Source organism: Variovorax sp. SRS16 (assembly GCF_901827165.1).
In the GTDB taxonomy this organism is placed as follows: Bacteria; Pseudomonadota; Gammaproteobacteria; order Burkholderiales; family Burkholderiaceae_C; genus Variovorax.
Genome location: NZ_LR594666.1, coordinates 2,407,345 through 2,419,374, shown reverse-complemented (window position 1 = coordinate 2,419,374; position 12,030 = coordinate 2,407,345). Strand labels below are relative to the sequence as shown.

At 69.1% G+C, this 12,030-nt stretch carries 11 protein-coding genes; 6 read left to right on the top strand and 5 right to left on the bottom strand.

Annotated features, from left to right (window positions below):
- Positions 1-10 precede the first annotated feature (10 nt).
- Positions 11-724, bottom strand: a complete 714-nt coding sequence (locus E5P2_RS11700) for an ABC transporter ATP-binding protein (RefSeq protein WP_162567243.1) — start codon at positions 722-724, stop codon at positions 11-13.
- Positions 724-1,506 carry an ABC transporter ATP-binding protein gene (locus E5P2_RS11695; RefSeq protein WP_162567242.1) on the bottom strand — a complete coding sequence of 261 codons (783 nt, stop codon included), beginning with the start codon at positions 1,504-1,506 and terminating at the stop codon, positions 724-726. The genes E5P2_RS11700 and E5P2_RS11695 overlap by 1 nt, the downstream gene beginning before the upstream one ends.
- 143 nt (positions 1,507-1,649) lie before the next feature.
- Between E5P2_RS11695 and E5P2_RS11690 the strand changes: the two genes are divergently transcribed.
- Genes E5P2_RS11690 through E5P2_RS11680 form a run of 3 tightly spaced genes read left to right on the top strand, consistent with a single transcriptional unit; the run spans position 1,650 to position 5,217 of the window.
- On the top strand, positions 1,650-2,489 hold the full coding sequence (locus tag E5P2_RS11690) for an SDR family NAD(P)-dependent oxidoreductase (protein ID WP_162567241.1): 840 nt from the start codon (positions 1,650-1,652) through the stop codon (positions 2,487-2,489).
- Between the two features lie 12 nt (positions 2,490-2,501).
- On the top strand, positions 2,502-3,233 hold the full coding sequence (locus tag E5P2_RS11685; protein WP_162567240.1) for an SDR family NAD(P)-dependent oxidoreductase: 732 nt from the start codon (positions 2,502-2,504) through the stop codon (positions 3,231-3,233).
- Position 3,234: 1 nt separating this feature from the next.
- On the top strand, positions 3,235-5,217 hold the full coding sequence (locus E5P2_RS11680; RefSeq protein WP_162567239.1) for an oxidoreductase: 1,983 nt from the start codon (positions 3,235-3,237) through the stop codon (positions 5,215-5,217).
- Positions 5,218-5,286: 69 nt separating this feature from the next.
- Here E5P2_RS11680 and E5P2_RS11675 read toward each other — a convergent pair whose 3' ends face one another.
- On the bottom strand, positions 5,287-6,495 hold the full coding sequence (locus tag E5P2_RS11675; protein ID WP_162567238.1) for an ABC transporter substrate-binding protein: 1,209 nt from the start codon (positions 6,493-6,495) through the stop codon (positions 5,287-5,289).
- 191 nt (positions 6,496-6,686) lie between these two features.
- Here E5P2_RS11675 and E5P2_RS11670 point away from each other — a divergent pair, with 191 nt between their 5' ends.
- The gene (locus E5P2_RS11670; RefSeq protein ID WP_162567237.1) at positions 6,687-7,904 is read left to right on the top strand and encodes a cytochrome P450; all 1,218 of its coding nucleotides are present in this window, start codon (positions 6,687-6,689) and stop codon (positions 7,902-7,904) included.
- 61 nt (positions 7,905-7,965) lie between these two features.
- Complete coding sequence (locus tag E5P2_RS11665; protein WP_162567236.1) at positions 7,966-9,666, top strand: FAD-dependent oxidoreductase; 1,701 nt, start codon at positions 7,966-7,968, stop codon at positions 9,664-9,666.
- 54 nt (positions 9,667-9,720) lie between these two features.
- On the opposite strand, the gene E5P2_RS11660 is transcribed toward E5P2_RS11665, so the two are convergent.
- On the bottom strand, positions 9,721-10,446 hold the full coding sequence (locus E5P2_RS11660; RefSeq protein WP_162567235.1) for an HAD-IA family hydrolase: 726 nt from the start codon (positions 10,444-10,446) through the stop codon (positions 9,721-9,723).
- 15 nt (positions 10,447-10,461) lie between these two features.
- Between E5P2_RS11660 and hemH the strand changes: the two genes are divergently transcribed.
- A complete protein-coding gene (hemH, locus tag E5P2_RS11655) occupies positions 10,462-11,496 on the top strand; it encodes a ferrochelatase (protein ID WP_162567234.1) in 1,035 nt (344 codons plus the stop codon).
- On the opposite strand, the gene E5P2_RS11650 is transcribed toward hemH, so the two are convergent.
- Positions 11,493-11,999: a DUF1993 domain-containing protein gene (locus E5P2_RS11650; protein ID WP_162567233.1), complete on the bottom strand. Its 507-nt coding sequence runs from the start codon at positions 11,997-11,999 to the stop codon at positions 11,493-11,495. The genes hemH and E5P2_RS11650 overlap by 4 nt on opposite strands.
- Positions 12,000-12,030 lie beyond the last annotated feature (31 nt).

The following is a 12,030-nucleotide window of genomic DNA, read 5'->3' as shown; positions in this document are numbered from 1 at the left end:
CGGGTCCTTCTCAGAAGCCGAGGTAGGAACGGCGGATCTGCGCGTCGTCGCGCAACTGCTTCGCGGTCCCGGAGATCACGGTGCTGCCGGTTTCGAGCAGCCATGCGTGGTCGGCCAGGTCGAGCGCGCGCGCCACGTTCTGCTCGACCAGCAGGATGCCCACGCCCTCCTGCCGGTTGACGACGCGCATGATGTCGAAGATCTCGCGGATGATCAGCGGCGCGAGGCCGAACGAGGGCTCGTCCATCAGCAGCAGCCGGGGCCGCTGCATCAGCGCCCGGCTGATGGCCAGCATCTGCTGCTCGCCGCCCGAGAGCGTGCCGGCCTGTTGCTGACGCCGCTCGCGCAGCCGGGGAAAGTACCCGAACATGCGCTCCATGCTTTCGTCCACCTCCGCCTTGCGCCGGCGCAGGTAGGCGCCGACGCGCAGGTTCTCTTCCACTGTCATGTTCACCAGCGTGCCGCGTCCGTCGGGCACGTGCGCCATGCCGAGCGCGGCGATCTTCTCGGTGCTGTGGCCGTCGATGCGCTGGCCGGCAAGGCGGATCTCGCCGGTGCGGCGGATGAGTCCGCTGAGCGCGCGCAGCGTGCTGGTCTTGCCCGCGCCGTTCGCGCCGAGAAGGGTGGTGATCCCGCCTTCGGCGACTTCGAAGCCGATGCCCTTGAGCACGCGGGTCGGGCCGTAGAAGGCCTCGAGGTTCTTCACTTCCAGCAGCGCGGCCATCAGGCGGTCTCCGTTCCCAGGTAGGCGCGCACCACCTCCGGATCGGCCTGCACCTCGGCCGGCGGCCCGTCGGCGATCTTGCGGCCGAAATTCATCGCCACCACCTGGTCGGACACGCGCATCACGAGGTTGAGGTGGTGCTCCACCAGCAGCACGGTGACGCGGAACCGGTCGCGCACGTCCACGATCAGCTGGCGCAGGCCATCCACCTCTTCGTGATTGAGGCCTGCCGCCGGCTCGTCGAGCAGCAGCAGCCGGGGCTCGGCCACCAGCGCACGCGCCATCTCGACGCGCTTGCGCGTGCCGAAGGACAGGTTCTTCACCGGCGTCTCGGCCGCTTCGGCAAGGTCGAGCAGGCGCATCACGCCGTCGGTGCGCTCGCGCACCTGGGCCTCCTCGCGCCGCACGGCAGGCAGACGGAAGGCATTGGCGAGGTAGCCGGTGCCGGTGCGGCAGTGGCGCCCGACCATCACGTTCTCGCGCACCGTCATGGCCGGGAACAGCGCCACGTTCTGGAAGGTGCGGCCGATCCCCGCGGCCGCGATCGCGTGCTGCGGCTGGGCCAGCAGATCGATGCCATCGAAAGTGATGGCGCCGGAGGCCGGCGTGTAGAGGCGGCTCAGGCAATTGAAGAGCGTGGTCTTGCCTGCCCCGTTGGGACCGATCAGCCCGCAGATCTGACCGCGCCGCACGTCGAAGGAGATGCCGTCGAGCGCGACGATGCCGCCGAAGCGGACACACAGCTGGCTCACGCGCAGCAGGACATCGGAGGGTGAAGACATGGCCGCAGTATTCGGGCGGCGCGCCGGACCGTCAGTCCCCTGCGCGTGGTACAGCCGCGGCGTTGTCCCTTGCCATGGGGACAGACGCCCCGCGCGCTCGCTGCCACATTCGGCGCACTCAATCCCATGTGGAGGTGTTCGCCATGGACTACGGACTGCAGGGCCGCCTGATCTTCATCACCGGCGGCGGCAGCGGCATCGGCCGCGCGATCGGCATCGAAGCCGCGCGCGGCGGCGCCAGGGTCGCGTTGGTCGATGCCGTGGCCGAACGCGCCGCGAACGTCGCCGCCGAACTGCGCGACCTCGGCGCGCAGGCGATGGCGCAGACGCTGGACGTGCGCGACGCGGCCGCCTGCGAGGCCGCCGTCGTGTGCGTCGAGGAACAGATGGGCGAGATCGACGGCATGGTCGCCTGCGCCGGCATCTCGCCACCTTCCGCCGCCGACACGATGCCCGACGAACTCTGGACGCGTTGTCTGGACGTCAACCTGACCGGCATGTTCCGCTCGGTCCAGCCGGTGGGCCGGCGCATGGTGGCGCGGCAGCGCGGCGCGATCGTCACGGTCGCGTCGATCGATGGCCTCGGCGGCCACGCGGGCCGCGCGCACTACAGCGCGTCCAAGCACGGCGTGATCGGCCTCACGCGCGCATTGGCCATCGAATGGGGACGCTTCGGCGTGCGCGTCAACGCGCTCGCGCCGGGCGTGGTCGACACGCCGCTCCTGAAGGCCAACATTCCGCCGGACCACCTGCAGTACGCGATGGTGGACCGCAACCCGCTCGGACGCCTGTGCCGGCCCGAAGAGCAGGCAGGCCCTGCCCTCTTCCTGCTGTCCGATGCGGCCAGCTACGTCACCGGCTCGGTGATGACCGTCGACGGCGGCAGCGCCGCCGGCTTCTTCACGCGCTGGAACGGCGCCGACCTGGGCTCGCGCGCGCTGCTCGAGGCCGGCGCGTACGGCACACCCCCCTCACTTTCCTGAAGGACACACACCATGAAAAATCTCTTCGACCTGCGCGGCGAGCGCATCCTCGTGACCGGTGCGGGCGGCGCCATCGGCGGCGCCACGGCACGCGTCTGCGCGGCGCTGGGCGCCGAACTGTTCATCGCCGACCTCACGGCGCCGACCGCGCTGGCCGGGGAGCTGAAGGCCCGCGCCGCCTCGCTCGACAACACGAAACGCGACGACGTCAACGCATTGCTCAAGGACATCGGCGAGATCGACGCGCTGATCGACACGAGCGGCTACTACGTCAAGGGCGACTGGCTCGACGGCGGCGACGAATGGGAAGCGCTGTTCGAACGCACCATGGCCGTCAACGTCAAGGGCCCGGTCAACCTGCTGCGCGCCGCGCTGCCCGGGATGATGAAACGCGGCAGCGGCCGCATCGTGCTGACCAGTTCGATGGCCGCACGCAATGCCGGATCGACCCTGGCCGTGGAGCCGGCCTATGCGGCATCGAAGGGCGGCCTGTCGGCGCTGGTGCGCTACTTCGCCCGGCAGGCTGCGGCCTCGGGCGTGGTCGTGAACGGCGTGGCGCCGGGCCCGATCCTCACGCCGCTGCTGCTCTCGGCCAAGCAACCCTTCACCGTCGACCAGTATCCGATGCAGCGCCTGGGCCAGCCGGAAGAGATCGGCTGGCCGGCCGCCTTCCTGGCTTCGCGCGGCGCCAGCTTCACCACCGGCGCTGTGCTGGACGTCAACGGCGGCATGTGCTTCTCCTGAAATGAACCCGCTCGACGCGCTGTGGGAGCCGGTGCGCATCGGCCCCGTGCAGACACGCAACCGGATCTACCTGCCCGCGCACCAGGTGAGCCTGCCGCCGCCGGCCTATGGCGCCTACCTGGCCGAACGCGCGCACGGCGGCGTCGGCCTGATCGTGACGCATGGCTTTCACGTGCACCCGGCCAGCGCGCGCGCGGGCGTCTCGCCCTGGGAACCGGCCTGGGCCGATGCGGTGCAGGCCTTCGTCCAGCCCAGCAAGCGGCACGGCGTTCCGGTGTTCGTGCAGGTCACGCACATGGGCGCCAGCGGCACGCGGCGCACCGACAACATCGACCACTGGGGCGCGGTGATGGCGCCCTCGCCGCTGCCCTCGCCCGTGCACCGCGCGATGCCCAAGCCGATGGAGGAAGAAGACATCCGCGAGGTGATCGCCGGCTTTGCGGCCACCTGCGCCAACGTGCAGGCAGGCGGCGGCGACGGTGTGGAGATCCACGGCTCGCACGGCTATCTCGTCAGCAACTTCCTGTCGCCCTACTGGAACCGGCGCGACGATGCCTGGGGCGGCGACACCGAGCGCCGCGCGCGGCTGGCACTGGAGATCGGCAAGGCGGTGCGCCAGCGCTGCGGCAGCGAGTTCGTCGTGGGCATCAAGCTGAGCCTCGACGAATACCTCGGCGAGGCCGGCACCACACCGCGCGAGACCGTCCGCGTCGTGCAGTTGCTGGAGCAGGCGCGGCTCTTCGACTACGTGTGCCTCTCGCACACCGACTACCACCAGAACCACAAACTCGTGCCGCCGCAATCGAGCGGAGAGACCGCACCGCTCGCCGCCGGCGCGGCGCCGGTGCGCGCGGCGTTGGCGGGCCGCATTCCGCTCTTGATCCAGGGCTCGGTGCGCAGCATCGAGAAGGCCGCGGAGATCGTGCAGCGCGGGCAATCGGACCTCGTCGGCCTGGTGCGCGCGCACATTGCCGACCCCGAGATCGTGCGCAAGGCGCAACAGGGCCGCGCCGAAGAAACGCGCCGCTGCGTCGGCGCCAACCAGGGCTGCTGGCGCCGGCTCGGACAGAACGTGAGCTGCACCGTCAACCCGGTGGCCGGCCGCGAGCTGCAATTCGGCGCGGCAGTCGTCATCAGGCCGCCCGCCGGCGCGCGAAGGATTCTGGTGATCGGCGGCGGCCCCGCCGGCCTCAAGTTCGCGGACACCGCGGCGGCGCGCGGGCACCGCGTCACGCTGTGGGAGCGCAGCGGCCAGCTCGGCGGCCAGATCCGCAAGGCCGGCCTGTTGCCGGACTACGCATCGTGGAACTTCCTGGTCGACGACCTGGAAGCCTCGGTGCGGCGACGGGGCGTGGAGATCGTCCTGCACCGGGAGGCCACGGCCGAGGCGGTCGCAGCCGCCGGTGCCGACGAGGTCGTGGTGGCCACGGGCGCGCGCTGGCAGACCGGCGGGCGCTCGATGTTCCGCACCGACCGCGACACGATGGTCGGCGCGGAATTGCCGCACGTGATGGATGTGCTCTCGGCGCTCGACCAGCTCCCGGTCTGCGGCCGGCGCGTGCTGATCGTGGATGACAACGGCGACTACCTGCCGCTGGGCCTGGCGCGATTGCTGGCGGCCACGGGGCGCGAGGTCACGGTGGTCACCGCCGATGCGATGCTCGGGCGCAAGCTCGAAGCCACGCTCGACTGGCCATGGCTGATGCCGCGCGTGACCGAAGCCGGGGTCGCGATGCGCGCCTCGACCCGGGTCGACAGCATCGCGCCGGGCCACGCCGTTCTGAGCAGCACGCTCGGCGGTGCGGCCGAGGCGCTGGCGGCCGACACGGTCGTGCTGTCGATGCAGCGCACCAGCGAGGATGCGCTCTACCACCAGCTGAGCGCGCGCGGCCTGCCCGTGCGCCGCATCGGCGATTGCGTGGCGCCGCGCGAAGTCGACGATGCGGTGCTCGAGGGGTTTCGCGAGGCGCAGGCGATGGCCTGAATCGGCCGGACATTCGCACAAGGAAAAAGGCCGCGCATGCGGCCTTTCTCCTGGAGATCCTTTCCGCCATCAACGCTCGATCGTGATCAGCTCCGTCATCGGCTTCCACGACTTGCCGTCGAACTGCGCGAGGCGCGCCTGGCGGATCGGGTAGTAGTCGTCGGCACTGAAGTTGATCTTCATGCCCGGCAGCAGCATGCCGAGTTCCACATCCTTGAGGCCCTGCACCTGCTTGAGGAAGTTCTCGCGCGTGAGGTTGTCGCCGCAGCGCTCCAGCACCAGCGCGGTGAGCTGCGCGCCCATGTAGGTGTAGACCGAGGTGGTGTCGCCCGGATCGTCATTGGGGAGGTATTTCTTGAAGAAGGCCAGGTACTCCTGCATCGCCTTGTCCTGGGTCCAGGTCGAATCGGACGGCGTCTTGAACCAGTAGCTCGACACCAGGCCCACCGCGTTGTCGAGGCCGGCCGGCGCAAGCACGCCGGTGATGGAACTCGAGACATAGGGCACGATATAGAAAGGCTTCCAGCCGATCGCGGCCACCTTCCTGATCGCCTGGGCCTGCGCCTTGTTCGAAGTGAACGCCACCAGCACGTCGGCGCCCGAGGCCTGCAGTTGCAGGATCTGCGAATCGACGGTCGGGTCGCTCATCTCCTGGCTGACTTCCTTGACGATGTTGCGCTGCTTGTCGCCCAGGGCCTTGCGAAAGCCGCGCATGTACGACTTGCCGACATCGTCGTTCTGGTAGAGCACGCCGATCCTGGCCTGCGGCCTCGATTCGGCCAGATACTTTCCGTAGATCGACCCTTCGATGTCGTAGGCGAAGGAAAACGGCACCGTCCAGGGCGTGGCCTTGGCGTCGTGCAGGCCGGGGCTCGACGCATAGAAGAACACCTGCGGCACCTGCTTGGCATTGAGGTACTTCTGCACCGAGGTCTGCGCGGCGGTCCCCATCGAGTTGACCATCGCCAGCACCTGATCGGACTCGACCAGCTTGCGCGTGCCCTCGACCGTCTTGGGCGGACTGTAGGCATCGTCCACGGACAGCAGATTGATCTTCCGTCCGTGGATGCCGCCCCTGGTTTCGTTGAGCATCTTGAAGTAGGCCACCGACATGCGGCCGACCATCGCGTAGGCCGAACCGGGACCGCTGTACGCCACCGTCTGGCCGAGCTTGATCTCGGTGTCGCTGGCGCCGGGGCCGTAGTTCTTCTGGGCATACGCCCCCGCGCCGGACGCGAGGGCGATGGAGGCCGCGAGGGCAAGGAGGGAAGCGCGCATGTTGTGTCTCCTGAGTCGTTCGATGGATGGGCGCGAGTAAATCAAGCTGCGGACGGAACGTCTGTCCCCATCCCGCGTGACAGCGCACGCCGCCACGGAATCTCAAGGCGCGTCCCGTCCCCGGCAAGGGGACAGACGGCGCCTAGGGCAAACCCCAAACTCGACGCATTTCCCACGTCAGGAGCCTGTGCATGACCTCCAACGCCGAAGCCGTCGCGTTGCGCGAAGCGCCCGTGCTGGACATCGATCCCTATTCGATCGAGGTCCTGCGCGATCCTTATCCGTTCCATGAAGCGCTGCGCGAAGCCGGGCCGGTGGCCTACATCCAGCCGCATGGCATCTACGCCGTGGGCCGTCACGCGGAAGCGAAGACGGTGCTGTCGGACCACGCGCGCTTCACCAATGCCGGCGGCATCGGCATCCAGGACATCCGCAGGCCGGGCGAGTTCCGCATACCGAGCCGGCTGCTCGAAGCCGATCCGCCGGACCACACGAAGATCCGATCGGTGGTGACGCGCCTGCTCTCGCCGCTGGTCATCCGCAAGTGGAAGGAAGGCTTCGACCGCAAGGCCGAGGCGCTGGTGGACGAGTTGCTGGCGCGGCGCGAGTTCGACGGTGTGGAAGACTGCGCCGAACGTTTTATTCTGGAAGCCTTTCCGGCGGCCGTCGGCGTGCGCCTGCCGCGCACCGAGACGCTGGCCATCGGCGAGATGCGTTTCAACCAGAGCGGCCCGCGCAACGCGCTCTACGAGCGCGCGATGGAGGCCGCGCAACCTTATCTCGCATGGTTCGAGGAGAGCGTGTCGCGCCAGGGCGTGATCCCCGGCTCGATCGCCGAGCTCCTGTTTCGCGCGGAGGACGCGGGCGAGCTCGATGAAGGCATTGCCTCGAACGTGGTGCGCAGCTTCGTGGGCGGCGGCACCGACTCGACCATCGCGGGCATCGGCTTCACCTTGCACCAGTTGGCGAAGAGCCCGGCCCAGTGGGAGCGCGTGCGCAGCGAGCCCGCGAAGGTCAAGGCGGCCTTCGAGGAAGGCATCCGGCACGAGACACCGTTCCAGGTGACCTATCGCACCACGCGCGGCGAAACCGAACTCTCCGGCGTGCGCCTGAACGCCGACACGAAGATCGGCGTCTTCATGGGTGCCGCGAACCGCGACCCGCGGCAATTCCCGGAGGCCGAGCGCTTCGATGTCGATCGCCCTGCCCTCGCCGGCAACCACGTGGCATTGGGTCACGGCATTCATGCCTGCATCGGCCAGATGCTCGCGCGCCAGGAATCCGAAGCACTGATCGGCGCACTGAGCCGCCGCGTGGCCCGCATGGAACTGACCGCGCCGGCCACCTATCGCCCGATCAACCAGATGCGCACGCTCGACAAGTTGCCGATGCGCATCGTGCCGGCGTGAGCGCCAGCGGGCCGTCGAGCGGCCCAAGCCGCTTCCCATCGTTCGCCAGGAGACTTTCACCATGATCGAAACCGACGTCCTCATCATCGGCAGCGGTGCCGCCGGCCTCACCGCGGCCATCACCGCGCGTCAATCGGGTCTGGAGGCGCTCGTGATCGAGAAGACCGCGCTCTTCGGCGGCACGACCGCCTACTCCGGCGGCGCGCCGTGGATCCCGTGCAACCACGTCATGCAACAGATCGGCCTGGACGATTCCCGCGAGGCCGCCGAGACCTATCTCCATGGCGTGCTGGGCGATGCCTACCAGGACGACCTCGTCGCGAGCTACCTGGACAACGCGCCCGCGATGCTGAAGTTCATGGAACGGAATTCGCAGGTGCGCTTCAAGCCGTTCCCGCTGCCGGACTACGAGTCCGAGCTGCCGGGCGCCGCGCGCTGCCGCTCGCTGCTGACCGAGGCCTTCGACGGCCGCCTGCTGGGCCATCGCCTCGCTGATCTGCGGATGCCACTGCCGCAGCTCATGCTGTTCGGCAGCATGCAGATCGAAGGCGCCGACATCCACCCGATGCGGCACGCCTTGAAGACCTGGGCGGGGTTCAGGCACACCGCGGGCGTCATGCGGCGCTTCATGCTGGACAAGCTCCAGCACGGCCGCGGCACCCGCATCGTCAATGGCAACGCGCTGGCTGCGCGCCTGTTTCATTCCGCCATCCAGGCCGGCGTCACCTTGTGGAAGAACTCGCCTGCGCTCGAACTGACGCTGAAGGACGGACGCGTGACCGGCGCGGAAATCGAGCACGAGGGCCAACGCATCCGCGTCGCCGCACGCCACGGCGTGCTGCTGGCGACCGGCGGCTATGGCGCCAGCGAACAGATGCGCAGGAAGCACATCCCCTTCGCGGAACATCACCACTCGCTGCAGCCGGAAGGCAACGTGGGCGATGGCGTGCGGCTGGGCCGGAGCGCAGGCGGGATGCACGATCCCGCGCATGCCGGCGATTGCATCTGGACGCCGGTGTCGGTGCTGCGCAAGCCCGACGGCAGCATGGTCAGGTATCCGCACATCTTCATCGACCGCGCCATGCCCGGCTGCATCGCGGTGGGTCCGGATGGGCATCGATTCGTCAACGAAGGCACGTCCTACCAGAGCTTCGTCGGCACCATGCACCGGCGCGGCATCACGACCGCGCATCTGATCGCCAATCGGGACTTCCTGCGCACCTATGGCCTGGGCCTGGCGCGCCCTGCCCCCTTCAGTGCGCGCGCGCTCATCGATGCCGGCTACCTCGTGGAAGCCCCGACGCTCGCGCAGCTCGCCGGCCGGATCGGCATCGACCCGGCCGAACTCGAGGCGACGGTACGGCGCTTCAACGAGGGCGCCGCCCGCGGCGAGGACCCCGAGTTCGGCAAGGGGGCCGATGCGCACTCCCGCTTCCGGGGCGACCAGACCCATGCGCCCAATCCCGGGATCGCCCCCATCGGCAACGGCCCCTACTACGCCGTCGCGCTCCATCCCGGCGATCTCAGCACGGTGGGCGGCCTGGAGACCAACGGCCAGGCGCAGGTTCTGACGCCGCAGGGCGATCCGATCGAAGGGCTGTATGCGGCCGGCCTCGACATGAATTCGATGATGCGCGGCCGCTATCCCGGCGGCGGCAGCAGCATCGGCCCGGCCATGACTTTCGGCTACATCGCCGCGCGCCACATGGCCGGCACCCGGACACGGACTGCGGTGATCGAGGAGGAGGCAGCCGCAGCCTGACACGCCCGACAGGCCGGCCACCGATCCTTGTGGACGGGCAACCCCCGGCGGTGTCTAGGCCGTGTCGAGCGCCACGCACAGCGCGTGCAGATTCGGCACGATCAACTGCGGGCGCGCACCGTGTTCCCACGGCCGCTCGTCGCGCACCAGCCAGGCGGCCTGCATGCCGGCATCGAGCGCACCGACCACGTCGAGCGCCGCGTCGTCGCCGACGTGCAGCACGTCCTTCGGCAACAGGCCGACCGACGCCGCCGCGGCACGAAAGATCGGCGCATGCGGCTTGCCGCTGCCGAAGGCGCGCGCATTGAAGGCGGCGCGAAACCAGCGGCCGACGCCCGTGAGATGGACATCGGCGTTGCCGTTCGAGATCGCGACCAGCGGATAGCGCTCGCTCAACCACTTGAGCGCCGGCAGAACGTCGTCGTAGAGCGTCACGCGCTGGCGCTCGGCAAAGAAGATCTCGAAGGCGGGATCGGCCAGTGCCGGGTCTTCGCCCCCGCGTCGCAGCGCCGTGCGGATCGATTCGCGGCGCAACGCGCTCAGATCGTGGGCCAGGTCGGAGCGCTCCTTGGCAGTGGCTTCGCGCAACTCGCTCAGCATGCCGGGGGTGAGCAGCAGCGCGGCCGTCTTCGGCGCTTCGCGCGACAGCCATGCGTGCAGCGCGCGCTCGGCGCGTTCGATGGTCGGCCAGATCGGCCACAGCGTGTCGTCGAGATCGAGCGAGATCGCTGCGATGCGCCGCACGTCGAGGGCCAGGGGATCAGGGGTCGCGGAATCCATGACCGAGAATATCGCATGCCCTTTCGCGCCGAACCGCCCGCCCCCGAGAGCCCCCAGGAGCGCACTGCGGTGCTCTGGTGCAACCTCGGCTCACCCGACGAAGCAACGGCGCGTGCCGTGCGCCCCTACCTGGCCGAGTTCCTCGGCGACCCGCGCGTGGTCGAGATTCCGCGCGCGCTGTGGGCGCTGATCCTGCACGGCATCATCCTGCGCACCCGGCCCGCCAGGTCGGCCGCCAAGTACGCGGGCATCTGGACCGCCGAGGGCTCGCCGCTCAAGGTCTGGACCCGGAAACAGGCCACCTTGCTGGCCGGATGGCTGGGCGAGCGCGGCCATCGCGTGACGGTGCGCGACGCCATGCGCTACGGCCAGCCGTCGATCTCGGCGCAGCTCGATGCGCTCAAGGCCGAAGGCGTCACGCGCGTGCTGGTGCTGCAGGCCTATCCGCAGTATTCGGCGACCACCACGGCCAGCGTGATCGATGCGGTCAACGCATGGTCGGCCCGCGTGCGGCGGCTGCCCGAGTTCCGCTTCGTCAGCCACTACCACGACGAGCCGCTCTACATCGAGGCGCTCGCGCAGAGCGTGACCCGCCACTGGCAACAGAGCGGCCGGCCCGACCAGCTGCTGATGAGCTTCCACGGCATTCCCGAGCGCAACATCCGCCTGGGCGATCCGTACCAGCGCCAATGCCTCGCCACGGCGAGCCTGCTGGCCCGGCAACTGAAGCTCGAGCCCTCGCAGTACCGCGTCAGCTTCCAGTCGCGCTTCGGGCGCGCGAAGTGGCTCGAGCCTTATACCGAGCCCACGCTGCGAGCGCTCGGCGCGGCCGGCGTCTCACGCGTCGACGTGATATGCCCGGGCTTTCCGGCCGATTGCCTGGAGACGCTGGAAGAAATCGCGATGGAAGGCCGCGACGCCTTCCTGCAGTCGGGCGGCAAGGAATTCCACTGCATCCCCTGCCTCAACGACAGCCCCGCCTGGATCACGGCGCTGGCCGCGATCGCGGAACGCCACCTGAGCGGCTGGCCCACACGGCGTTCCTCCTAGAGACGGCCGAGATAGTCGAGCTTGCCGAGCGGCACGCCGCTGTGGCGCAGCACGTCGTAGGCGGTCGTCACGTGGAAGAAGAAATTGGGCAGCGCGAACTGCAGCAGATAGCGCTCGGCGGTGAACTGGATCTCGGTGCCGCGCACCTTGATGACGACGGCGCGGTCCTCGTGGCCGTCGATCAGCGCGCGGTCCACCGTGCGCAGGAATTCGACCGTCTTCGCGACGCGGGCCTGCAGTTCTTCGTAGCGCGTTTCGGTATCGGGAAAGCTCGGGCCGGTGATGCCCGCGATGCGCGCGGCGCCGAGCTTGGAGGCGTCGCTCGCGGTCTGCACCTGGCCGGCCAGCGTCAGCATGTCGGGCGCCAGGCGCGCGGCGACGAAGGTTGCCGGATCGATGCCCTGCGCGCCCGCATGGGCCAGCGCCTTGTCGAGCACATGCGAGAGCTGCCCGAGCCCGCGAATGAAAACCGGAATGGAAGCCTCGTACAGCGACAGCGCCATGGGAATCTCTCTTTGGAATGGAAGGGGCGCG